This is a genomic window from Komagataeibacter saccharivorans, assembly GCF_004348195.1.
Classification (GTDB): Bacteria; Pseudomonadota; Alphaproteobacteria; order Acetobacterales; family Acetobacteraceae; genus Komagataeibacter; species Komagataeibacter saccharivorans.
In genome coordinates, this window is the sequence record NZ_CP036404.1 from 2330149 (window position 1) to 2354725 (window position 24577).

Below are 24577 nucleotides of genomic sequence, written 5' to 3' on the forward strand. Positions count from 1 at the left end.
GCAAACACGAAGGACTGAAAATATGGACAGGAACCATCACCCTATCAAGTGCCCTGTCCCATTTCCGTGTGCCTGCCACAATCCGCATGGCGATACAAAACTGTTTTCGTGAAATACAACTCGTGAACGCCAGCAGGCTGGGATACTCCCATTGGCAGAACGACCTGTAACCCAGACCTGTCCGTTTTTGATGGGTGAATTTTCATGATGTTGCCTGTATCTATATCCCTGTAACCCACTCCTGATCGTAAGAAGTTCATGATTGAAAATTTCCAGTTTGGCTCTCTGGTCGTCATCGGTGATCTTCTTCTGGATCAATACATCTATGGTTCGGTGGAACGGATTTCACCTGAAGCGCCGGTGCCAGTGCTCCGGCGCGACCGACAGGCTTCCGTGCCAGGGGGCGCTGCGAATGTCGCGGTCAATGCGGCAGCACTGGGCTGTGCCGTAAAACTGATCGGTGTGGTGGGCTGCGATCCCGCGGCGGATGCGCTGCACAATGCGCTGGCGCCATGGGACACTATCGACTGCACCGGCATTCTGGCGGACCCTCAATGGACTACCATTACAAAAACGCGCGTGCTGAGTGGGCGCCAGCAGATCGTGCGTATTGATGATGAACGCATTGAAACACCGTCGGTACAACTGACCGCCCGGCTCATCGCTGCTGGCAAGGCTGCGATTGCCACATGTGATGTGCTGGTCTGTTCCGATTACGCCAAGGGCGTATTGTCCGAGGATGTTCTGGCAGAACTTATAGCGACCGCCCGCAGTCGGGACATTCCCGTTATCGTCGATCCCAAACGCAGGGATCTGGCGGCTTATCGTGGCGCTTCGCTCATTACTCCAAACCGCAAGGAACTGGCCCAGGCGACCGGCTTGCCCCTGCACACGCATGATGAAATCGAGTGTGCCGCTCGCGCGGCATCGGCCGCGTTTGGGGGGGATGTGCTGCTAACCCGCTCGGAAGAGGGCATGACCCTGTGGCGCACGGATGGAACCATGACCGATGCGGCCACCCGTAAATCGGAAGTCTATGACGTGTCCGGTGCGGGCGACACGGTTGTGGCAACGGTGGCGGCAGTGCTGTCCGCTGGCCAGACACTGGATACGGCCATGGTGATTGCGACCACAGCAGCCTCCATCGCTGTTGGCAAACTGGGCACTGCAAGCGTGTCAAAAGAGGAACTGAGCCGCGCGCTGCGGGCTGAAATGGTTGAAACCGGGCAGACCCTACCCCTCGATCAGGCAGTGCAGGTGGTCCAGAACTGGCGACAGCATGGCGCGCGGGTCGTTTTTACCAATGGCTGTTTCGATCTGGTGCATCCCGGTCACATTGCACTGCTGCATGGCGCTGCCCGTGAAGGGGACAAACTGATCGTGGCGATCAATAGCGACCAGTCGGTCAGGCGCCTGAAGGGTGAAAGCCGACCGGTGCAGGATGAGCAGGCACGTGCGATGGTAATCGGCGCCCTGCGGGATGTGGATATGGTGGTGATTTTTGATGAGGACACGCCACTTGAGACGATCAGGGCCCTGAAACCCGATGTTCTGGTAAAAGGCGCTGATTATACTGAAGAAAATGTGGTTGGCGGCGATTTCGTCAAGCAGAATGGCGGTCGGGTCGCGTTGATCGATATTGTTTCCGGTCGCTCGACAACATCGCTGGTCAGGAAAATGCAGCAGGCGGTTTACGGCGTGTCGTCAGTTAAGCAGGATGATGATTGAGGCGAACTGCACGGCAGCGAGGAAGGTCGATTTCAGTTTATCGTAGCGGGTTGCGATAGCGCGAAACTGCTTGAGTTTATTGAAGAACCTCTCAACAAGGTTCCGTTCGCGGTAGCGAGAAAAATCGGTTTTCCGTCGTGTCGTTCTGTTGCGTTTTGGCGGGATGACCGGGGTAATCCCGCGCTGTATCAGCCGATCGATCAACCTGTCTGCGTCATACGCCTTGTCAGCAAGGAAAGCATCTGGGTCGATGTTTTCCAGAAGTGGTTCCGCTTGGGTGATATCGGCATCCTGTCCCGGTGTGATGCCGAGTTCCACCGGATTACCCAGAGCGTCGCAGATGGCATGGATCTTTGTAGTCAACCCGCCTCGTGATCGTCCGATGGCCTGATCCGTGCCCCTTTTTTGAGAGCTCCGGCACTATGCTGATGCGCCCGGACAATTGTGCTGTCGATCATCATGTATTCGTTGTCGTGATCAGCGGCCAGATAACGAAATATCCGTTCGATGACGCCGCTTTCACACCAGCGGCGCAGACGCCGGTGCACGTTTTTCCAGTCCCCGAAACGGGCAGGAAGGTCGCGCCATGGAATACCCGCGCGATAGCGATACAGCACCGCCTCCACGAACAGACGGTTGTCCACCGCAGTGCCGCCGACATAGCCTTCTCGACCGGGAAGAAGATCCTTTATCCGCTCCCACTGGTCATCGCGTAAACTATAGCGCCGCATCAGTCTGTCTCCCCCAAAAAACGGGAAAACAGTCAGCACACGCAGACACAAAGTACAACCCTCACATGCCATATTCAGAGCTTAACTGACGACACGCCGTAGGAAGGCAGTTACTGGGCAGGCAACTTCGAGTTGATAGATGGGTTAATTTAAAAAAACAGGGCCTGTTAGGTCCTGAATGACAGAACGGGCTGCACAGCTATTTATGATGAGCATGATGCAGCCTGTCTTTTCTGATCAGGTTTGGTCTGTCCGGAAGCCTTTGATCGAGGAAGTCCACCCGAAGGGCAAGACCCCGCCGAGGAACCTTCGACGGACGATATCGGCGATTTTCTGGTGCCATCAGAACGGCGCGAAGTGGCGCGCCCTGCCGTCCGGGTTTGGTCTCTGGTGGATTGCCGCACAACTGTTCATTCGCTGGTCGAAACCCGGTGTCTGGCTGCGCCTGTCTGAAAAGGTCAGGGGCACGGACCCGGCGCCGGGCATGGTTTTTCCTGATGGCACGACGATCCGTGCCCATCACAAGGCGGCCGGAGCCACCAAAAAAGGGGATACGACGAACGTCACAGGGATCGTGAGGCGCCTGGCCGCTCATGTGGAGGTTTTGGCGCCAGGGCCTGCGTAGCCGCAGATGGTCATGGCAGGGTGCTGTCCTTCACGCTGTCGCCCGGTCAGGCGCATGAACTGGCATCCGCTTATGCTCTACTCGACGACCTGTCGCATCCACCGACCTATGTCGTCTGTGACTGTGGGTATGCCGCGCAAAAATTTCATGAATATCTCTGGAACCGGTGATCCCGCCAGGAAAGAATGATCCAGAATCGCCTGTCTCAAATGATCTTACAGGCATCGGCATCTGGTCGAAAACCTGTGGGCGAGGCTCAAGGAATGGCGGGCTGTCGCAACCCGATACGAGAAGACAGCCTTATCCTTCCTCTCCGTCATTCTCATCGCGGCTACAGCAGACTATATCGAGGCCTAATACTAAAGGATGTAGCCACTGACTCGTGTGTGAAGTGACGAATGGTGTTGGCTCGATTCTCTTGCTGCGGGAGGAACTGGCTGATGACGAGAGCGGTGAAGCTACGGGATGACTATTCGGCCTCTGACCCTGGCGGCGATCTGTGACGGAGCGAGCCGCACCGATGCGGCCCGGGTGGTGGTATGGACCGCCAGACATTGCGAGACCGGGTTCACCGCTTCAATGCCGAAGGGCTCGATGGCCTGTGCGGCTATCAGCACCCGGCCGCGTCATCCGGGGCAGGGTCCTGCCGTCATGGAGGCATTCAAAAAAACTTCCCCGCATCCTGAGCGGCCATACCGGCCCTCTGCCAAAGGGAAAGCCGATCGAGATATGGTTCCAGGACGAGGCCCGCATCGGCCAGAAGAACGGCATCGTCCGACAATGGGCCAGACGCGGCACGCGGCCACGCCAGCCGGTTGACCAACGCTACGAAAATGCCTAGCTGTTCGGGGCGATCTGCCCGGCGCGCGGCAAGGGCGCCGGCCTGGCGCTGCCGTTCATCGGTACGGCCAGCAGGCAATTGCATATCGAGGAAATCTCGCGCTGCATCGCTCGCGGCGTTCACGCCGTCGTGCTGCTCGATCGCGCAGGATGGCACATCACCGACAGGCTGAAGCTGCCCCGCAATGTCAGCCTGATCTTCCTGCCGTCCCGTGCTTCCGAACTGAGCCCGGTCGAGAATATCTGGCAGTTCCTACGCGCCAACTGGTTGTCCAACACCGTATTCGACGGCATCGAGCATATCATCGACGCCGCCTACTGCGCCTGGCACAACCTTGTCGCCCTGCCTGATACCATTCAATCCATCGGTCTCAGAAAGTGGGCTTACACAGATCAGTCTCTATAACCGTTGGTATAATACGATGTACACAGCGGCCCGGATTTCATAAGCATGAGCCCTGTGCCGGGTACCAGTCGTTTTGGTCTACCTTTCCTTTCGGACGGAGCGGCATGTGTATCCATTATTCCGGATCACATACCGCCGCCTGCGACGCAGTATGGTATGCCCTGCGTCAGATCGAGAAGTACTTGGCGTGCGGGTTCAGGATCACGAGCGCCGATGTGGACTGTTCCGGATGAAGCTGAAAGCCGTCTGTCAGTGATACACCGATCTTTTCCGCATCCAGCAGTTTCAGGATCGGTTCCTGTTCCTCCAGTCGGGGGCAGGCGGGGTAGCCGAATGAATAGCGTGAACCCCGGTAACCCTGCTGGAGCAGTTTCGCCATGTCGCGGTCATCCTCGGCCGCGAAACCCATTTCGGCGCGGATGCGCTTGTGGGTGTATTCCGCCATGGCTTCCGCCATTTCGACCGACAGGCCATGCAGGTAGAGGTAATCCTTGTAGCGGTCAGCCTCGAACCATTCCCGCGCCCGGTCCGATGCATCCTGCCCTACGGTTACGACCTGCAGGCCGATTACGTCGCGCTGGGCGTCGTCGATATCGCGCACGAAGTCGGCAATGCACGCACCGTCCTCACGCGGCTGGCGGGGCAGGGTGAAGCGGGCGACTTCATTCGTGCCATCCTCGCCAAACAGCACAAGGTCATTGCCTTCGCCCGCCGCTTTCCAGTAGCCGTAGCTGGCGCGGGGATGCAGGATGTCCTGCTCTGCGCATATGGTCAGCATCTGACGCAGCACCGGACGCAGTTCCTTGCGCGCCCAGACCATGAAGTCATCCAGCGAACGGCCCTGTTTACGGAAGCCCCACTGGAACTGGTACAGCGAGCGTTCATTCAGGAACGGCAGTACCGCCTCCGGTGTCGCTTCCAGAACGCGTGGTCCCCAGAAGGGCGGGGTGAGGACGGGTTCGTCTGCGGTCATGCGCGCGCGACGGGCACGGCTTGCGGCGACATCCACCGGGCCGAAGCCCCGGGTCGACGCCTCCTCGATATCCTGCGTACGGTTGGTGCGGGTGGCCTTGCCTGCGCGGCGGGACTGGATGGCGGCAAGATAGGTGTCGAACTCGCCCTTCACCACCTTGTCCATAAGCGACAGTCCATCGAATGCGTCACGCGCATAGGCCACGCGCCCGCCTTCGCCATAGGCGGCGGTGCAGTCCTCCTCCACATAATTGCGGGTAAGGGCGGCGCCTCCCAGCATGACGGGTGCATCAATGCCCTGGCGGTGCATTTCCTCAAGGTTTTCGCGCATGATGACGGTGGACTTGACCAGCAGGCCGGACATGCCGATGGCATCAGCCTTGTGTTCCCGGGCGGCGGCGATCATGTCCGCCACCGGCACCTTGATGCCAAGGTTGATGACCCGGTAGCCGTTATTGGTCAGGATGATGTCAACAAGGTTCTTGCCGATGTCATGCACGTCACCCTTCACGGTGGCCAGTACCATGGTGCCACGGACCTGGCCTTCGGTGCGTTCCATGTGGGGTTCCAGCCAGGCCACGGCAGCCTTCATCGTCTCGGCGGACTGGAGCACGAACGGAAGCTGCATCTTGCCTGCGCCGAACAGTTCGCCCACCACCTTCATGCCATCCAGCAGCACGGTGTTGATGATGTCCAGCGGGGCCATGTCGCGCATGGCTTCAGCAAGGTCATCTTCCAGCCCCTTGCGGTCGCCATCGACAATGCGGTCCTTCAGGCGCTCGGGCGCGGTTTCGGCCCGGGCCTTCTTGACCGCGTCGGCGGCCTTGCGGTCGGCGAAGATTTCCAGCATGCGCTGCAGCGGGTCATAGCCTTCGCTACGGCGGTCAAAGATCAGGTCTTCGGCAACCTTCACCTCTTCCTTCGCGATCAGGTGCAGCGGACGGATCTTGGATACATGCACGATCGCCGCCGTCATGCCTGCACGCACCGCATGGTCAAGGAAGACGGAATTCAGCACCGCGCGCGCCGCCGGGTTCAGGCCGAACGAAATGTTCGACAGCCCGAGCACGATCTGGATATCGGGGAAACGTTCGCGGATCAGGCGGATGCCCTCCAGCGTCCATTCCCCCAGCTTGCGGTCATCTTCAGTGCCGGTGCCGATGGTGAATGTCAGCGGGTCGATCATCAGGTCGGATTGCGGCAGGCCATGCTTCCCGCACGCGAATTCGACCAGACGCGTGGCGATGCGCAGCTTGTCTTCCGCCGTCTTGGCCATGCCGACTTCATCAATGGTCAGCGCGATGACGGATGCCCCGAACTTGCGCGCCAGCAGCATGCGTTCGCTGGCGATCGCCTCCCCATCCTCGAAATTGATGGAATTGATGATCGGCTTGCCGCCATGCAGCTTCAGTGCGGCCTCGATCACGGGGGTTTCGGTGGAATCGATCACCAGCGGCGCATTGACCGAGGCGGTGAAGCGGGTCACGACCTCGTTCATCTCGCGCATTTCATCCCGGCCGACGAAGGCGGTGCAGATATCCAGCGCATTCGAACCTTCAGCCGCCTGTTCGCGGCCAAGGGCCACGCAGCCGTCCCAGTCGCCCGCTTCCTGCAACTGCCGCCATTTCTTCGACCCGTTGGCGTTGCAGCGTTCCCCGATGGAGAAATAGCTGTTTTCCTGACGCAGCGGGACCTGTGAATACAGGCTGGCGACCGACGGAATCCACACCGGCTTGCGTGCCACGGGTGCCGGGCGGATGCGGCCCGTACCTTCCGCGCGGCGGCGCAGCATCTGGTCCAGCGCCTGCGTATGCGGGGTGGAGGTGCCGCAGCAGCCGCCGATGAGGTTGAGCCCGTCCTCGGTAATGAAGCGGTCAACCCAGCTTGCCATTTCCTGCGGGGTCAGGGGGTAGTGCGTCTTGCCGTTGACCAGTTCGGGCAGCCCGGCATTGGGCTGGACCGAGATCAGGCCCGGCCAGTTTTCGGCCAGCCAGCGTACATGTTCGGCCATTTCCTGCGGGCCGGTGGCGCAGTTCAGGCCCATGAGCGGCACGTCCAGCGCGTTTATGACCGTGGCTGCCGCCGCGATGTCGGGCCCGACCAGAAGCGTGCCGGTCGTCTCGACCGTGACCTGCACGAAAATGGGGGTATCCGTGCCCATCTCCGCCCGCGCGATCTTGGCGCCATTGACGGCGGCCTTGATCTGGAGCGTGTCCTGACACGTCTCGATCAGCAGGCAGTCCACGCCCCCTTCGATCAGGCCACGGCACTGTTCGGCCAGACCGGCTTCCAGCGTGTCGTAATCGATATTGCCCAGCGAAGGCAGCTTGGTGCCCGGCCCGATGGAGCCGACGACATAGCGGTGGCGCCCGTCCGAAAAGCTTTCCGCCGCTTCGCGTGCAAGATGGGCTGCCGTGCGGTTGATTTCCCGCGCCCTGTCTTCCAGCCCGAATTCACCCAGCGTGATGGGCGAGCCGCCAAAGCTGTTGGTTTCCACCATGTCTGCCCCGGCCTCGAAATAGCCACGGTGGATTTCGCGTACCAGTTCGGGGCGCGACAGGTTCAGGATCTCGGTGCAGTTTTCCTGCCCCCAGTAATCGCGCTCGACTTCCAGATCCAGTAGCTGCACGCGGGAGCCCATGCCGCCGTCACACAGCAGAACCTGGTCGCGAAGGGCATCGAGAAGATGGGGACGAGTGGTCATTGTTATCCTGAAATCTCATGACAGGGGCATGTCACCACGCGCGGGCGGCAGGTTCAGGCCCGTATTCCGGCTGTCTTGCATTGGGTATGTCTGGTGCTCTTTATTCCCCCAACTTCCGGCCGGTGTCCAGTATCATTGCCCATAAGGGGAGAATGCCGTCGGCCCGGCCCGATGAACGGAGAAAGTCATGACCGCTGACGGGCGTATCCCACTGGAATTCGTGACCGCCATACCCGTCCCGCGTTCCGATACGCTGCTGGTGGTGGGCGATGGCCGCACGCCGCCAGCCGTCGGGGCATGGGCCGATGTGGCGGTGATCAACGCCGTAACGTCCCCGTTCGCGCATGTGGCCGGATGCCTGTGCTGCACGGGGCGGGGCGAGGGGATCGCCGCCGCACTGGGCGATATATTCCGCAGGCGTGCCACGGGGGGCGTGAAATGGTTCACCCGCATCATCGTGCTGCCCCCGACCGGGCAGGAGGCGGCATGGCGTGCGGCGCTGGCGGGGGACGTGCTGGCCAGCGCGCGTTTTGCCATATGTCCGCCGGGGCCTGCATGAAAACATGACCTGTTAAGGAACCCTTCAGCTTTGTGTCCCTAGATCTGGTGGCCGTGATGGACAGAACCTGCAAAGCAAAGGGATGCCGTGGGCCATTCAGACCAGACAGCGGACCAGGCGGGCGGCCCGTCCCGCCCCGCGCCAGCCCTGATCCGGCTACAGGCGGTGCTGCGTGCGGCACGGTTTCACGGCATTGATCTTGATGTGCATGATTTCGTGGGCGCATCCGACGATGCGGCTCCTTCCATCCCCGCCCTCGCACGGTGGGTGGAGGAAAATGGCGGGACCGCCCGTGGCTTGCACCTGCAATGGCGCGACCTTGTTCGCCTGCGTGATGTCCCGCCCGTAGCCCTGATGTTCAACGACGGTTCGGCAGGGCTTATGGTCGGTGCGGACGAGGTGAATGGCGTCATCTGGCTGGTCGATCCGTTCGCCAGTCCCGACAGTCCGCCTGTCGCGGTCGATGAACTGCGCCTGTGCGCCGTATGGGGGGGCGACGTGCTGCTGGTGCGCGGGCGCGGTGGTGGGGCACCGGTCGAGGAACCGGTCGATTTCGCATGGCTGCGGCGGCTTGTACTGGGGGAACGGCGGCTGCTGCGCGATGTGGTTCTGGCTTCCGTCGTCATAAGCGTGCTGGCGGTTTTTCCACCGCTGATCGTGATGCAGGTGATCGACCGGGTGGTCAGCTTCCATTCCATGGCCACCCTCATTTCCCTGACCGGGCTGGTCGTGGTCATGGCGTTTTACGAAATCCTGCTCAGCTACGCGCGGCGCGAACTGACGCTGGTGCTGACCACGCGGCTGGATACGCGCATCTCTCTGGCGGTTTTCGACCGGCTGCTTGCCCTGCCTCTGGAGTTTTTCGAACGCGAGCAGACCGGCAACGTGATCGGCCGCGTCAGCGCCATCTACAGGGTGCGCCAGTTCATGACCGGCAGGCTGCTCAGTACCTTTCTCGACCTGTTCACGCTGCTGGTGGTGCTGCCTTTCCTGTTCTGGCTCAGCTTTTCGCTGGCGTGGATGACCGTGGCGGCGGCGGCCCTGATCGGCGGCATCATATTGGTGGCGATGCCGGGCATGGGGCGCATGGTGGGGCGGCAGGTCCGTGCCGAAATGGACCGTAGCGCCACGCTGTACGAAACCGTCGCCGGTATCCGTACGGTCAAGACACTGGCGCTGGAACCCGTGCGGCGGGAAGCATGGGATGAAAAAACAGCATCTGTCGTAACGGCATCGCTGGATGCGGGACGCATGGGCAACTGGGTGGCGAGCGCCGTCATGCCGCTGGACCTGTTCATCAATCGCGGCATCATCCTTGTCGGTGCGTACCTGGCCCTGACCGCCCCCACGGCGGACATGGAAGCCGGGGCGCTCATGGCGTTCATGATGCTGGGGGGGCGCGTGGCAGCACCGCTGGTGGGCATGGCGCGGCTGATCGATGACCTGAACGAAGTGCGCAGCGCCCTGTCCGAAGCGGGCTCCGTGCTCAACCGCCCGACCGAGACGCGCGCCCTTACCACCGGCCTGCGTCCGCCCATCCGCGGCGCGCTGGCGTTTTCGGATGTCTGTTTCACCTATCCCGCCGCATCCGGTCCAGCCCTGTCGGATGTCACGTTTTCGGTGCCTGCGGGCACCATGCTGGGGCTGGTGGGGCGCAGCGGGTCGGGCAAGTCCACCATCACGCGGCTGCTGCAGGGCGTCAGCCGCAACTATACGGGGCAGTTGCGCCTTGACGGCATCGACCTGCGCGAGATCAACCTGACCTACCTGCGCCGCTCGTGCGGGGTGGTGCTGCAGGACAATTTCCTGTTCCGGGGCACGATACGCGACAACATCATCGCCGGTCGTCCCGGCCTGACGCTGGAGGACGTGATCCGCGCCGCCCGTCTGGCGGGGGCGGAAGAGTTCATCGAACGGATGCCGGCAGGCTACGATACGTGGATCGAGGAAGGTTCCACCAACATCTCCGGCGGACAGCGGCAGCGGCTTGCCATAGCGCGCGCGGTGATTTCCGACCCGAAGCTCATGATCCTTGATGAGGCGACCTCCGCCCTCGATCCGGAAAGCGAGGCCGTGGTCAACGCCAACCTGCGTCGCCTCGCCCACGGTCGGACCATGGTGATCGTCTCGCACCGTCTCGCCTCGCTGGTGGACTGCAACCAGATCTGTGTGATGGACCGGGGACGTGTCGCGGCCATCGGCACGCATGCCGAACTGCTGACGCGCAGCCCCATCTACCGCACCCTGTGGATGCAGCAGAACCGTTTCAACGATGGTGGCGGCAACGATGCGCCGCCCCCGTCCTCCCTGCATGGAGACGCGGCATGAGCGACGGCGACCTCGCCCCCCCCGCGCCGGACGATGCGGGCGATGATGGCGTGGGCGGTATCCTGTCCGTCCTGCCGCCCCCGGTCGCGGATGTTCCGGCCGATCTGCCGCCCGCGCTGCTGGCGTTCTACTCACCCAGTGCCGCGCTGGTGGATCTGCCGCCATCCGATGCGGCGCGGTATGTGGTCTGGCTGGTCGCGGCCCTTGCCGGGGCGGGTCTGCTGGTCATGACCTTCTTCCCGCTGGATCGGGTCATCAGCGTGAATGGCACACTGACGCCCTTTGACGAGACGATGGTCATCCAGCCGCTGGAAACCTCGCTCATCCGCTCGCTTGACGTGCATGAGGGCGATACCGTGCATAAAGGGCAGGTGCTGGCCCGTCTTGATCCGACCATGACGGATGCGGATGTGACCAACCTGCGCCATCAGGTCATGGCGTACCGGGCTGAGGTCGCGCGCCGTACGGCGGAAGCGGCGGGCAGGCCCTACCGGGCTGACATGAACGACCCCGCATCGGTGCAGGAGGCGGCAGCCTATCTGCGCCGGCAGGCGGAATATGACGCGCAGATGGCCGGGTATGACCGTCAGATCGCAGCATTGCAGAGCGAACTGCAGGGCTATGAGGCCAGTGCCGCGATGTATGGCGCCCGCGCGCGCGTTGCCCGCGACGTGCAGGACATGCGCCAGCGCCTGCAGCATGAACAGGTCGGCAGCCGCCTGTCCACGCTGGCGGCACAGGACACCCTGATGGAAGTGGTGCGTTCGCAGGTATCCGCCCGGCATGAGGCCGACAGCACGCGCGCCCGGCTGGATGCGATGAAGGCGCAGCGCGATGGCTACGCCAGCAACTGGCACGCGACCGTGTATCAGGATCTGGCGCTGGCCCAGCACCGGCTGGCGGATGCCGATGGCAGCTACAGCAAGGCCATGCTGCATCATGACCTGATCGTCATGCGGGCGGATCGTGACGCGGTGGTGCTGAGCATCGCGCACCTGTCCGCCGGTTCGGTCATTCAGGCGGCCAGTCCGCTCATGACGCTGGTGCCGACCGGCAGCCACCTTGATGTGGAAGCGACCCTGCGCGGCGTGGATGCGGGTTATGTGCGTGCGGGCGATCCGGCACTGCTGAAATTCGCGGCCTTTCCCTACACCCAGTACGGCGGCGGGGAAGCGACCGTGCGTGTCATCAGCGCGGATGCCTTTGCCGGTCAGCCTGCCCGCGCGGGCGGCGATGCCCAGCAGGGCAGCGACGGGACCGGCGATCCGCTGACGGTCTATTACCGCGTGCGCCTGTCAGTCGACCGTTACACCCTGCATGGGGTGCCGCCCTTTTTCCAGCCCCGGCCCGGCATGCCGGTGGAAGCCGACATTCATGTCGGGCGGCGGACCATGATGCAGTATCTGCTCAACCGCCTGCTGCCCGCCGTGACCGACGGCATGCGCGAACCTTAGGCCGGGGGCGCACGGTCATGCGCAGGCTCCTGTCGGGATTGCGGGATGGTCTTACCCCCGCCGCGCGCTTCCGGCGTGCATGCGACCTGCTGGAACGCGAAGGGCGCGCGGCACAGGGGTTTGCGCTGCTCGGGACACTGGCGCGCGGGGGCATGCTCGCCGCGCAGTATCAGGTGGCCCGCGCCTATCTGGAGGGAACGGGCGTCCCTCCAAGTCCGGTCGAGGGCCTGCGCTGGATGCACGAGGCCGCGACCGCAGGCCATGTGGAGGCCGCTTTTTCCCTTGCCCTGCTGCTGCTGGGGGCGCCGCCCCGTACCGTTGGGGCTGACAGCCTGCTGCCTGTATCCCTGCCCGAAGGTATTGCCGGATGGCCCGATCCTGTTGCCGCCACCACATGGGCCGCGTGCGCGGCGGAAAAGGGCCTGCCGGATGCGCAGGCTTTGTACGGCTATCTGCTCGCTACCGGCCCGGATAGCGTGCGGGACCCGCAGGCGGCGCGGTCATGGTGCGCACAGGCCGCACGGGCAGGCTGCCCGCAGGGTGATCTGGGTCTGGCGCTGGCGCATCTCAGCGCATCCGGCATGGCACCCGGCAGTGATCCCGATGCGGTCGCGGCACTGACCCGCGCGGCACAGGGGGGGCTGCCGACGGCGCAGTACATGCTGGGCCTGCTGCATGAGCGGGGCTGGGGCGTGGCGCAGGACCGGGCACAGGCCGCGCACTGGTACGCATGTGCCGCCGGGCAGGGCATACGGCCGGCACAGGCCCGTTACGGCGCCCTGCTGTTACAGGGCGTGCAGGGAGCGCGCGATGTCATGGCCGCCGAGACATGGCTGCGTCGTGCCGCCCATGCCGGGGACCGTGAAGCCGCCTCCCTGCTGGGGGACATGCACGCGCGCGGGGAAGCCGCCGTGCCCTGCGCCCATGAAGCCGCGACATGGTACCGCATGGCGGCGGAACAGGACCATGCCGTGGCCTGCCGCATGCTGGGAATGCTTTACATACAGGGGCGTGGTGTTCCCGCCGACCTTACGCTGGCCCGTATGTGGGTGAAGCGTGCGGCCGTGCTGGGTGATGTCGCGGCCATGACCGACCTTGCGGCAACCCTGCTGACGGAGGGAGCGGAGGCAGACGCGCCGGGTATTGATTTTCATGCGGCCGCGCAGGCGGGCGATCCGGTGGCCGCCTTCAATCTGGCGGTCAGCCTGTACCGGGGAACGGGAACTGCTCCTGAACGCAGGCAGGCCGTCATATGGATGGAACGCGCGGCCCGGGCGGGTGTGGTCAATGCGCAGTACTGGCTGGGACGCATGCTGCTGGGTGAAGGGGGCGGAACGGCTGATCCGATACGTGCCCGCCAGTGGCTGGAACAGGCAGCGGAACATGGCCTGCCCGATGCCTGCCTTGTCGCGGCCCAGCTTCGGCTGGATGGCCATGGGGGACCGCGCGACCATGCTGGCGCGCTTGCCCTCTATCATGTGGCGGCGCGTGCCGGGCGGGTCGAAGCCATGTTTTCCCTTGGGGCCATGTACGGTGGTGGCCACGATATCGCGCCCGACCGCATGCAGGCGCTGCACTGGTTCCGTCAGGGCGCACAGGGGGGCAATGCCCTGTCGCAGCTCATGCTGGGGCGGTATATGGCCCGCGGGCTGGCGGGGCCGGCAGACCCGGTGCAGGCGCGGGAGTGGTTCGCCCGCGCGGCGGCGCAGGGGCTGGGCGCGGCGCAGGATGAATGTGACCGGCTGGCATGGGTGGAGGCAGACCATACCGCGTCCTGAATCCGGTCCATCCGTTGCGCCGGGCGCGGATGTGGCGGCCGCCGTGGGGCATGCCCGGCTGCTGGCGGGGCAGGGACGGCATGCGCAGGCCCTTGCGTGGATGGAACGCGCGGCGCGGCTGGCACCCGATGACAGGGCTGTGCTGTACGCGCTGGCTGCGGTTCGGCTGGGTGCTGGCGATGGCACGGGTGCCGCGGAAGCGGTGGAAACCGTCATGGCCGCAGGGCAGGGCTTTCGCGCGGGGCTGCGCCTGCTGGTGCTGGCCTGTTGCGCGGCGGGCGCATGGGCGCGCGCGGCGGTAGCTCTGGAGCGGTTTTTTACCCGATACGGCTTTGATCCGGCACTGTCCGTTCCGGCGGATCTGACATGCCAGCATATGGGCCGGTCCAGCTGGTGCGCGCTGGACGGAGGACGGGGCGTGCTGCATTGGGGCGGCCTGCCACAAGGATGCGTGCCGGTGGTCTGGCTGGACGGCAGCAGGTTCGGCCCGCGTCGTGTGGCCGGCACGTCCATGTCCCTGCCGCCGCGCTGGCGGCAGGCGCGGGAAATCGGGATATTGCATGATGGCATGCCCCTGCTGGGCGGCAGCCCCGATCCGGTGGCCTTATGCCAGGTCGCTGGTGTTGCGTTGCCAGACGGGCAGGGCATTGCGGGATGGGCGATCATGCCCGCCCGCCCGGAGGGCCGCCCCGCACTATATCTGATGGATGCACATGGCAGGCGGCGGCTGAAGCTTACACGCAGGATCGTGCCGATGGCGGCGGCCAGCGCCGGTCCTTCCACGTCGGTATGGGCATTCCGGGTCGGGTGGGCAGATATCGCTCCACAGGGATGCGTGCGCATTGTCACGGGGCAGGGGCGGGATCTGACCGGTTCTCCTCTCCCGGTCCGCCTGCCACGCGCGCGACGGGTCTTTCCCGCCATGCGGGCGCGCGGGGATGGACTTCTACACCCGCCCGGACGCGCCGCGCGCTGCCGGGTCGTGGTTGCGGTCCATGCGGACCGGGAGCGCACCCTCGCCTGTCTGGACAGTGTGCTGGCGACGCTGGCCCGACGTGTGGAAGGGCCAGTAGTGGAAATCATGGTGGTGGATGATGCCTCCCCTGATCCCGTAATGGCCGCTGTACTGGATGATCTGGCGACGCAGGGGCGGATCGTGCTGCGGCGGCATGAAACCAACCGGGGCTATCCCGCAGCGGTCAATACGGCGCTTTCTGATGTGGCCGGGATGGATGTCGTGCTGCTGAACAGCGATACGCTGGTGGCCGATGGCTGGCTGGATGAAATGCTGCGGGCAGCCTATGCGCGCGCCGATGCGGGCACTGTATCCCCCCTGTCGAACGATGCCACGATCCTGACATGGCCTGATCCCGAACGGCCATCCCCACTGGCTGGCGGGATGGATGATGTGCGCCACTTCATGGCCGCGGCATTAACGGCCAATGGCGGGCAGGGCCCTGAAATTCCCACAGGCCACGGTTTCTGCATGCTGATCCGCCATGACTGCCTGCGTCATACCGGCCTGTTCCGTCCCGAACTGTACGGCCGGGGATATGGGGAGGAAAATGACTTCTGCATGCGCGCCCGGCTGGCGGGATGGCGGCATTATGCAGCGCCCGGTGTATTTGTGGGGCATGCGGGCGGTGCGTCCTTTGGTCTCAGCCGTCCGGCGCTGCAACAGCGCAACCACTGGGTGCTGAACCGGCTGTTTCCCGGCTATGACCGGCTGGTTCAGGACCATATCGCGGCCGATCCGCTTGCCGCTGCCCGCCAGCGCCTGTCACTGCTGGTCTGGCATCGCGCCGTCCTGCGCGCGGGACTGCGTGGTACGGTGCTTCTGGTCAGCCACGGCAGGGCGGGCGGCGTGGCGCAGGTCGTGGCCGACCGCGCGCGGATGTGGCTGACGGAGGGCGTGCTGCCTGTCGTTGTGGAACCGTTTCCCGATGGTTTTGTCATAAGGGATGGCAGGCATGAGGGGTCATGTCCGCCCCTGCATTTCGTATGGCCCGCACAGGGCGCGGCCCTTGTGGCGCTGCTGCGCGCGCTGGGGCTGGAGCATGTCGAAATCCACCATCACATGGGCCATGGCGACCGGGCGCGTGAACTGTGCCAGCAACTGGCGGTGCCGTATGACCGGTATGTGCATGATTACGCCGGAATCTGTCCGCGCGTTACGCTGGTTGGCAGGGAGGGCCGTTACTGTGGCGAACCTGACATTACGGAGTGCCGGAGATGTGTCCGCGCACTGGGGACGCGGGTGGAGGAAACGGATGCTGATCGCCTGCGGCGCAAGACAGGATGCGACCTGAGCCGTGCGCGGCGCGTGGTCGTACCCTGCGCCGATGTGGCGCGCAGGCTGGCGCGCTATTTTCCCGATATCCGGTTCGGGACGGAACCGCTCGAAGATGACCGCCCTGACCAGACCCTGCGGCAGTTTGCCCAGCCCCTGCACGATCATTCCCTGACCCTTATGCCGGATACGGGGTTGTGCCGGGTCGTGGTGGTGGGCGCGATCGGGCCGGACAAGGGATATGCGGTCCTGCTGGCCGCTGCGCGGGATGCGCGCATGCGTGACCTGCCGCTGGAATTCGTGGTGGTGGGACATACATCCGATGACGCGCCGCTTCTGGAAACGGGGCGGGTATTCATTACAGGTCCCTACGAACCGGGGCAGGCCGTGGCCCTGATACGGTCCTGTGGGGGGCAGGTGGGGCTGGTGCCATCCATCTGCCCCGAGACATGGTGTTTTACCCTGACACTTCTGTGGCGGGCGGGGCTGCGCAGTGTCGCCTTCGATCTCGGGGCGGTGGCGGCGCGTATCAGGGCGACGGGGCGCGGGATATGTGTGCCGCATGGTCTGCCCGTTCACCAATTGAATACGTTTTTACTGTCTTATGCCTCTGCCCGTTCATGACCACAGGAAAGAGGCCTGTCTTGATCCCTATCTCTCCCGCCGGTCAGCCCGCCGTATTCCCCCCCTTTTTCCGTAATGCGGGGAGAGGGTGATGGAAAGCGGACACGCTGCCGCCCGTACGGGGCAGGCCGATACGATACAGGCCACCGCCCGGCTCATACGGCTGGCAGAAGGCACATACTGCATTTTCCATGCTGCTCCTCCGGCGGATATGCGGACTGGCGGGCTGTCAGGCATGCGGATCAGTTCCCCGCCGGGAATGACGGCGGTGCAGGTCAGTACGTTCGACGCGGATGGCTGGATCGGGGGGCGCGATGGCGCGGCGCTGGTCCGCATACCCGCGCGGGGCGCCGCAGTTCTGGTCACGACCTACCACGATACGGAGCATGCCCGCGACCTGCCCGGATTGCAGGTGGTCCGCCTGTCCGGCGGGACCGGACGCGTGGCGCCGCCTGTATCCGACCCCGACCCTGCGGAGACCGCCCTGCCGGCAGGGGATCATGACGGAAGCATGACCGCCCATATCCAGCGCCGGGGCGATGTAAAAGCCCCGCTTGGGGCATGGATGGGCAAAACCGGCAGTGGACAATGGATGGAGGGATTCGCCATTCAGCCAGGCAGTGCTGTGGCGGTGGATGATCTGGAATATCAGGCCATTCTGGGTCAGGACTGGTTTTCCCCATGGATTGGCGGTGGGGAATATTGCGGCAGCCGGGGCATGGCGCTGCCCATACTGGGCCTGCGGGTCCGCCTGAAGGGGAAGGCGGCGTCGGCGTTCACCTGTCTGGTCGAAGCCAGCTTCATTGATGGCAGCCGTGTCGGCCTGGCTGAAGACGCGCCCGTCATGGCCCCGACACAGGCGCCGCTGGAAGCGTTCCGTATTGAATTACGTCCCTGCCCGTCCCGCTCCGTGCTTCGTCCATCCGTACCGGAAGATGCGGCGGAAGAAGCGCTTCTGGCTGCCCTGACGCCCGCAACCCAGCCGGTCCGGTCATCGCCGGGACAGGTAAGGCGGATGCCTGCGGAACAGTCGATGGAAACGTCCGATGATCTGGTGGTGGAAGGGATGTCACAGGGGAAAGCTGCGGCCGTCCCCGTGGCATCCGCATCTCCCCGCCGGCGTAGGGCTACGCGGCGGCGTAAGCCAGCGGGATCATGAAGGTGGCAAGGACAGGAGCTTCCTTATGAAATACCTGTTCGTGCACCAGAATTTTCCTGCCCAGTTCGTGCATCTCGTGCGCGCCCTGACGGTGCAGGGTGGTAACGAGATTGTTTTCATAAGTGAATCGGGCCGTCTGCAGATACCGGGCGTACGCCGGGTATCGTATCGCATGCCACAACCCGCGCGTGTGGATGCCCCCGCGCCGGTGGATGAACTGGCCAGGGGCATGCAGCGTGCGGCGGCGGTTGCGCGTGCCGCGCGTACCCTGCGCGATCTGGGCTATGTTCCCGATATCATCATCGGCCATCACGGCTGGGGCGAGATGCTGGACCTGCCCGATGTGTACCCGGATGTCCCGATACTGGGCTATTATGAATTCTTCTATCGGCCCACGGGGCTGGATGTGGGTTTTGATCCGGAATTCGCACCTCCAGCCACCGTGGCCCCCCTGATCCGTGCCCGCAATACGCTCAACCTTCTGGCGCTGGCCGGAGCAGGCTGGGGGCATACCCCGACCCATTTCCAGCGCGATACCTATCCCGACTGGGCGCGCGACCGCCTGACCCTGATCCCTGAAGGGGTGGATCTGGAAAAATGCGTGCCCGATCCCCATGCGCGCATGCAGTCCTTTACGCTGGGCAACATTCATGTCCGGCCGGGGGAAAAGCTGGTCACCTATGTCGCGCGGGATCTGGAGCCCTATCGGGGTTTCCATGTTTTCATGCGTGCGCTGCCGCGTATCCTTGAACACAGGCCGGATGCACGGGTCATTGTCGTGGGGGGGGATGGCGTCAGCTATGGCGCGCGGGCACCGGGCGGGATGACGTGGCGGGTGCATATGATGGCCGAAGTCGGCCGGACACTGGATATGGAACGGGTCCATTTTGCCGGGCGCGTGGATTATGGCAGTTTCTGCCGCCTGCTGCAGCGTTCGGACGCGCATGTCTATCTGACATATCCGTTTGTGGTGTCATGGTCGCTGCGCGAGGCCATGGCCTGTGGCTGCGCCATTGTGGGCAGCCGGACGGCCCCGGTGGAGGAATTCCTCCATGATGGCGTGACTGCGCGCCTTGTCCCCTTCCTTGAACCGCAGCGTATCGCCGATGGCGTTGTGGAACTGCTGGAAGACCGGCGGCTGGCCCGCAGGCTGCGCGCCAGCGTGCGCGAACACGCAGTCGCCACGCTGGACATGCGTACCTATCTGGACCGCTATCACTGGCTGATCGGCCAGCTTGTGGCCTGTGGCGGGCGGCCCGCGCTGTGCGACGTGGCCTGACCGCCGGATCCCGACGGACCCGGCGGCTGCACCCTGGGGCTTACTTGCCCGCTACGGCCTTGATGGATTCAACAATCGCCTCACCGGCGGCCTTCTTGTCGGCCCAGCCCGATACCTTGACCCACTTGCCCTTTTCCAGGTCCTTGTAACGGGTGAAGAAATGCTCGATTTCCTTCAGCACGATCTCGGGCAGGTCTTCCAGCTTCTCTACCTTGGAATAGTAGGGGTGGACCTTGTCGTGCGGGACGCAGATGATCTTTTCATCCTGTCCGCTTTCGTCTTCCATCTTCAGCATGCCGATGGGACGCGCGCGCACCACGCAGCCGGGCACCACGGCGGCAGGCATCAGCACCAGCGCGTCGGTCGGGTCGCCATCGGCGGCCAGCGTGTTGGGGATGAAGCCATAGGCTGCGGGATAGACCATGGGCGTGAACAGGATACGATCGACCACGACCGCGCCGCTGTCCTTGTCGATCTCGTATTTGACGCCGGAACCCTGCGGGATCTCGATGACGACATTGATGTCGTCGGGAACGTCCTTGCCGGGTGAAATCTTTGATACGTCCATTGCTTCCAGACCTCCTGCTGCCTGTGTGCTGTGCCGTAACAGCATGCTGTCGCGGCGTGATTTTACGGCGGTGACGGTATAGCCCCCACGCTTTGCCGCGCAAGCCATGTTCTGCCGGCATGTGCCGCGCATCATGCTTCCTTTTGCCATCGCGGCTGGACGGCATGGAAAAAATGCGCGGAAATGGGTGCATGGATCTTGCCAAATCCCTCCACATGCGCGAGATCAGGGGCTGCCTGCGCGCCCGTAGCTCAATTGGTTAGAGCGGGCCGCTCATAACGGCTTGGTTGCGGGTTCAAGTCCTGCCGGGCGCAGGCTCTTTAGCATGCAGCACTGCACTGCGGCGCGTCCCGCGCCCGATCGTGTGGTGCGGGTCACTTGCCATTTTCTCTCAGTTATCAGGAGCCGACCGTCATGGCCGCCACGCAATATGTCTATGTGATGAAGGACCTGACCAAGGCGTATCCGGGTGGGCGTGAAGTCTTCAAGGGTATCACCCTGTCCTTTCTGCCGGGCGTCAAGATTGGTGTTCTGGGCGTCAACGGCGCGGGTAAGTCCACGCTGCTCAAGATCATGGCGGGCGTGGAAAAGGAATTCGGTGGCGAGGCATGGGCCGCCGAAGGTGCCCGCGTGGGTTATCTGGAACAGGAACCCAAGCTGGACGAAAGCCTGACCGTTGGCGAGAACGTGGCGCTGGGCTTTGGTGAGCTGAAAAAGGCCGTGGACCGCTTCAACGAAATTTCGATGAAGTTCGCCGAACCCATGTCCGATGACGAGATGAACACCCTGCTGGCCGAACAGGCCGAACTGCAGGAAGTGATCGACGCGGGCGACGGCTGGGAACTGGACCGCAAGCTGGAAATCGCCCTTGAGGCCCTGCGCTGCCCGCCTGCCGACAGCCAGGTGGACAAGCTGTCCGGTGGTGAGCGTCGCCGTGTGGCCCTGTGCCGCCTGCTGCTCGAAAAGCCTGACCTGCTGCTGCTTGACGAACCGACCAACCACCTTGATGCCGAGAGCGTATCGTGGCTGGAAAAGACGCTGCGTGACTACGAGGGCACGGTGATGGTCATTACCCATGACCGTTACTTCCTTGATAACGTCACCAACTGGATTCTGGAACTCGAACGCGGCCGTGGCTATCCGTTCGAGGGCAACTACTCGTCGTGGCTGACGCAGAAGCGCAAGCGTCTTGCGCAGGAAGAGAAAGAGGAAAGCGCACGCCAGCGCGCCCTTGCCGCCGAGCAGGAGTGGATTGGCTCCTCCCCCAAGGCGCGTCAGGCCAAGAGCAAGTCCCGTATCGCGCGGTATGAGGAAATGCTGGCCCAGAACGCCGAGAAGGCCGGTGGCGTGGCCGATATCGTCATCCCGCCCGGCCCGCGTCTGGGTGGCACCGTGATCGAGGCGGAGGACCTGCGCAAGGGCTTCGGCAACCGCCTGCTGATCGATGACCTGAGCTTCAAGCTGCCGCCCGGTGGAATCGTGGGCGTGATCGGGCCGAACGGTGCGGGTAAATCCACGCTGTTCAAGATGATCATGGGGCAGGAAACGCCCGACAGCGGGTCGCTTACCATCGGCGAGACGGTCAAGCTGGGTTATGTTGACCAGTCGCGTTTCAGCCTGGATGACGACAAGACCGTGTGGGAGGAAATCTCCGGCGGGACGGACGTGATCTACCTTGGCAAGCGCGCTGTGCCGTCACGCGCCTATGTCGGGGCCTTCAACTTCAAGGGACCGGACCAGCAGAAAAAGGTTGGCGTCCTGTCGGGTGGTGAGCGTAACCGCGTACATCTGGCCAAGATGCTGCGGCAGGAAAGCAATGTCATCCTGCTCGATGAGCCGACAAACGACCTTGACGTTGACACCCTGCGCGCACTGGAAGACGCACTGGCCGAGTTCGCGGGCTGCGCGGTCATCATCAGCCATGACCGTTGGTTCCTTGACCGTCTGGCGACCCACATCCTCGCCTTCGAGGGTGACAGCCACGTCGAATGGTTCGAAGGCAACTTCCAGGCCTATGAGGAAGACAAGCGCCGCCGCCTGGGACCGGACGCGACCGAGCCGAGCCGGATCAAGTACCGTCCCATCGAACGCTGATTCCATTTGCCACCCGCCCTGTTATCTGCGTCAATAACGGCAGGTCGATAAACCCTGCCGGGATGGAGGCAGCCATGGGTGGCAGATACCGCATACAGACAGGCCGGATGCGGCTTGATCCGGTTTCCTGGGCTGATCTGGAAGATGTGGCGCGGCTCAAGGCCAGCGCCGGGGTATCCGGTCGACTGGCGACCGGGGTATCCAATCGTGTCCTGAGTGAACAGGACATGATGACCGATCTCATGACATGGGGGCGGGAAGGTGTTGGCATGTTCACCATCCGCCAGCAGGACCGTTTTATCGGTCTGGCGGGGGTCCAGCCTTCCGCCACGTCACCTGACTGTCACGAACTGCAGTTCGCCATTGTCCCGCAGGCCCGTGAACCCGGCCTGTCGCGCGAAGCCGCCAGTCTGGCGCTGGCCTTTGCCCATGAAGGAGGCGTCAGGCGGATCATTTCCTATGTAAGGGAAAGCGACATCATGGCCCGGCAGGTCTTTGGCGGGGCGGGCATGAGCGTATGCGATGCGCAGCCCGTGCCGGGGGGCGAAAACATCCTGCTCTATCAGAGCGTGCGTAACGGGACGGATGCCGCCTGCCTGCATTAAATGAACCTGCATTAAAAAAGCCGGTAGGAATGCTACCGGCTTTCTGGCGTCCATCTGCCCGCGTTGATGACGGGCAGGCACAGGGATCAGTGGTGGTTGGCGATCTGCTTGTCGAGCGCATGCAGCAGCGCATCCACATTGCCGCTGTTGCGCGCGATGAAGGAGCTGTAGTCCTGCCGCTGCGTCAGGCGCAGGCTCGCGCCTTCGCCCACCACATCGACGACCTTGGGGCTGCCGCTTGCGGTGCTGATGATCCACTGCGTATCGGCACCCGGCTGGCCGGGACGGTTGATGACGGTGGACACCGCCGTATCGTCACCGGACGGGGCACTTGTGCCGACCACGAATGTCACGCCACGGTAGTCTCCGATCTTGTCGGTAATGGCGTTGACCAGCACTTCATGGAACAGCTTGATGTAGCGTGCCTGCTGTTCGGGGGTTGCGATGCGCCAGTAGCGGCCAAGGCAGTAACGCCCGATGGCGTCCACATCGACGTACTGGTTGAGAAGGGGCAGGATGTCCTGCTTCTTCTTTTCCAGTGGCATGTCGCTGTTGACGATGCCGACCAGCTTGTTACCGAACATGGAGACAAAGGAACGGGCCTGCGTGAGTGCATCAACCGCCCATGCTGAGGCAACAGGCGTGGCGGCACAGGTTGCCAGCAGAGCCAGTGCGTGGCGACGGGGGATGGCTGTCTGCATCGCTGTATCCCTTTTTGGTTATCTTGTGTGGTACCAGTCGGGCACGGTGGCCCGGTGGTCGTTCTTTATGGCTTCGGCCATGGCCTGCCGCTGCTGCTGGTAGGCGCTGCGGATGGTGGCATAGGGATCGAGCGAATCCTTCATGACCTGATCGAGCGCATCAACGTTGGTGGCCATGCCGTTGATGGTGCCCATGATGTTATAGGCCCAGTTGAAGGTGATCAGTCCATAGCCCCGGGGCACGTAGTTCCACGGCGACAGGCCGGTATCGATACCATAGCCGATCCCGTCACGGAACGAGGACGGACCCAGCACCGGCAGGAACAGGTAAGGCCCGGACGGCACGCCCCATGTCGCCAGCGTCAGGCCGGCGTCGTTGTCATGGTGCTTGTAACCGGCATAGTTCGCAACGTCGATCAGCCCGCCGATACCCGCCGTCATGTTGATGCACCAGCGTACGAAGGCGTCGCCCGCGCGGCGCGGCTTGCCCGCGCCCACGTCGTTGAAGAACACGACGGGTTCGTTCATGGTCTGGTACAGGCTGCCGAACGAATTGCGCAGCGGGCGCGGCACGGCCCAGATATAGGCCTTGGCGACCGGGCGCAGGGTATATTTGTTGGCCCACATCGTCACATCGAAGGCCTTGCGGTTCAGCTTTTCGTATTTGTCGTTGGCTTCCTTGTATTCAGCCAGCGCATCCGGATCGGTGGGCGGGGGGGCCGCACATCCGGCAAGCCCGAGCAGGCCGAGTGCCACCCCTGCGACGCGAATCGCCGAACGACGCAGGGACGGGAACGGGCGGGACGACCAAGAATTCGATCCTGTCTCTGCTCGCATGCTCGTTTCCGCTTCCCTCTGTCTTCGCTTCCCCGCCATGTGATGGCGGAATGGCCCAATGCGTTTGAAGAATCCTGAACCGGGCGCAACGCCCTTTCTTGCGTCACTCTCTAGCATGGGAATGCTGTTGTGCAATCCGCTTGCCATGGGATCACGGGCATATTGTGTCTGCATTGCAGCAGCAACATGGGGGCTAACCGGCGATGGCAACCGCCATATGCAGGCCATGCCGGTGGAATTGCCCCATGAAGTGTGACGTAGAATCCACAGCCCATGGCCATGACGGGTCGTGCTG

Annotated in this window: 15 protein-coding genes, 1 tRNA gene and 2 pseudogenes; 13 read left to right on the forward strand and 5 right to left on the reverse strand. The window is 63.4% G+C overall.

Going from position 1 to position 24577, the window contains the following annotated elements; translation table 11 throughout:
• Positions 1 to 258 precede the first annotated feature (258 nt).
• Entirely contained in the window at positions 259 to 1728 is a 1470-nt protein-coding gene (gene rfaE1, locus KSAC_RS10715; RefSeq protein WP_132305365.1) for a D-glycero-beta-D-manno-heptose-7-phosphate kinase, read from the forward strand.
• Here the strand turns inward: rfaE1 and KSAC_RS10720 are convergent.
• Positions 1705 to 2459 (reverse strand): IS5 family transposase gene (locus KSAC_RS10720; RefSeq protein WP_132305367.1). Its coding sequence is split into 2 segments (ribosomal slippage): positions 1705 to 2120 and positions 2120 to 2459, totalling 756 coding nucleotides; the frame shifts between segments, so codons are not numbered across the junction. The genes rfaE1 and KSAC_RS10720 overlap by 24 nt on opposite strands.
• A 217-nt stretch (positions 2460 to 2676) precedes the next feature.
• Between KSAC_RS10720 and KSAC_RS10725 the strand changes: the two are divergent.
• Both KSAC_RS10725 and KSAC_RS10730 read left to right on the forward strand, forming a co-directional pair.
• A pseudogene (locus KSAC_RS10725) lies at positions 2677 to 3441 on the forward strand (IS5 family transposase).
• 83 nt (positions 3442 to 3524) lie between these two features.
• Positions 3525 to 4330 (forward strand): annotated as a pseudogene (locus KSAC_RS10730) (IS630 family transposase).
• 166 nt (positions 4331 to 4496) lie between these two features.
• Here KSAC_RS10730 and metH read toward each other — a convergent pair.
• Positions 4497 to 8006: a methionine synthase gene (gene metH / locus KSAC_RS10735; protein ID WP_132305369.1), complete on the reverse strand. Its 3510-nt coding sequence runs from the start codon at positions 8004 to 8006 to the stop codon at positions 4497 to 4499.
• Positions 8007 to 8193: 187 nt separating this feature from the next.
• Between metH and KSAC_RS10740 the strand changes: the two genes are divergently transcribed.
• From KSAC_RS10740 to KSAC_RS10770, 7 genes are all read left to right on the forward strand, one after another.
• Positions 8194 to 8565 carry a hypothetical protein gene (locus tag KSAC_RS10740; protein ID WP_102325143.1) on the forward strand — a complete coding sequence of 124 codons (372 nt, stop codon included), beginning with the start codon at positions 8194 to 8196 and terminating at the stop codon, positions 8563 to 8565.
• An 87-nt stretch (positions 8566 to 8652) separates the two neighbouring features.
• Positions 8653 to 10893, forward strand: coding sequence for a peptidase domain-containing ABC transporter (locus tag KSAC_RS10745; protein WP_132305371.1), 2241 nt, complete (start codon positions 8653 to 8655; stop codon positions 10891 to 10893).
• Positions 10890 to 12347 carry an HlyD family type I secretion periplasmic adaptor subunit gene (locus KSAC_RS10750; RefSeq protein ID WP_132305373.1) on the forward strand — a complete coding sequence of 486 codons (1458 nt, stop codon included), beginning with the start codon at positions 10890 to 10892 and terminating at the stop codon, positions 12345 to 12347. The genes KSAC_RS10745 and KSAC_RS10750 overlap by 4 nt, the downstream gene beginning before the upstream one ends.
• 17 nt (positions 12348 to 12364) lie before the next feature.
• On the forward strand, positions 12365 to 14125 hold the full coding sequence (locus KSAC_RS10755) for an SEL1-like repeat protein (RefSeq protein ID WP_132305375.1): 1761 nt from the start codon (positions 12365 to 12367) through the stop codon (positions 14123 to 14125).
• Positions 14082 to 17039, forward strand: coding sequence for a glycosyltransferase (locus tag KSAC_RS10760; RefSeq protein WP_243705201.1), 2958 nt, complete (start codon positions 14082 to 14084; stop codon positions 17037 to 17039). Before KSAC_RS10755 ends, KSAC_RS10760 begins: the two co-directional genes overlap by 44 nt.
• A 91-nt stretch (positions 17040 to 17130) precedes the next feature.
• The gene (locus tag KSAC_RS10765; protein ID WP_132305379.1) at positions 17131 to 18198 is read left to right on the forward strand and encodes a hypothetical protein; all 1068 of its coding nucleotides are present in this window, start codon (positions 17131 to 17133) and stop codon (positions 18196 to 18198) included.
• A 25-nt stretch (positions 18199 to 18223) separates the two neighbouring features.
• On the forward strand, positions 18224 to 19477 hold the full coding sequence (locus KSAC_RS10770; protein WP_132305381.1) for a glycosyltransferase: 1254 nt from the start codon (positions 18224 to 18226) through the stop codon (positions 19475 to 19477).
• Positions 19478 to 19517: 40 nt separating this feature from the next.
• Here KSAC_RS10770 and ppa read toward each other — a convergent pair whose 3' ends face one another.
• Positions 19518 to 20045: an inorganic diphosphatase gene (gene ppa / locus KSAC_RS10775; RefSeq protein ID WP_110547539.1), complete on the reverse strand. Its 528-nt coding sequence runs from the start codon at positions 20043 to 20045 to the stop codon at positions 19518 to 19520.
• 240 nt (positions 20046 to 20285) lie between these two features.
• Here ppa and KSAC_RS10780 point away from each other — a divergent pair.
• The 3 genes from KSAC_RS10780 to KSAC_RS10790 all read left to right on the forward strand — a co-directional run bounded on the left by KSAC_RS10780 (position 20286) and on the right by KSAC_RS10790 (position 22744).
• A tRNA-Ile gene (locus tag KSAC_RS10780) sits at positions 20286 to 20359 on the forward strand.
• A 100-nt stretch (positions 20360 to 20459) separates the two neighbouring features.
• A complete protein-coding gene (gene ettA, locus KSAC_RS10785) occupies positions 20460 to 22139 on the forward strand; it encodes an energy-dependent translational throttle protein EttA (RefSeq protein ID WP_132305383.1) in 1680 nt (559 codons plus the stop codon).
• A gap of 74 nt (positions 22140 to 22213) precedes the next feature.
• Positions 22214 to 22744 (forward strand): GNAT family N-acetyltransferase, encoded by a 531-nt coding sequence (locus KSAC_RS10790; RefSeq protein WP_243705202.1) that lies wholly within the window; start codon positions 22214 to 22216, stop codon positions 22742 to 22744.
• A gap of 86 nt (positions 22745 to 22830) precedes the next feature.
• Here KSAC_RS10790 and KSAC_RS10795 read toward each other — a convergent pair whose 3' ends face one another.
• Together KSAC_RS10795 and KSAC_RS10800 are read right to left on the reverse strand one after the other, a co-directional pair.
• Positions 22831 to 23445 (reverse strand): MlaC/ttg2D family ABC transporter substrate-binding protein, encoded by a 615-nt coding sequence (locus KSAC_RS10795; RefSeq protein ID WP_102325152.1) that lies wholly within the window; start codon positions 23443 to 23445, stop codon positions 22831 to 22833.
• A gap of 18 nt (positions 23446 to 23463) precedes the next feature.
• The gene (locus tag KSAC_RS10800; protein WP_102325153.1) at positions 23464 to 24201 is read right to left on the reverse strand and encodes an MlaA family lipoprotein; all 738 of its coding nucleotides are present in this window, start codon (positions 24199 to 24201) and stop codon (positions 23464 to 23466) included.
• Positions 24202 to 24577: the final 376 nt, after the last annotated feature.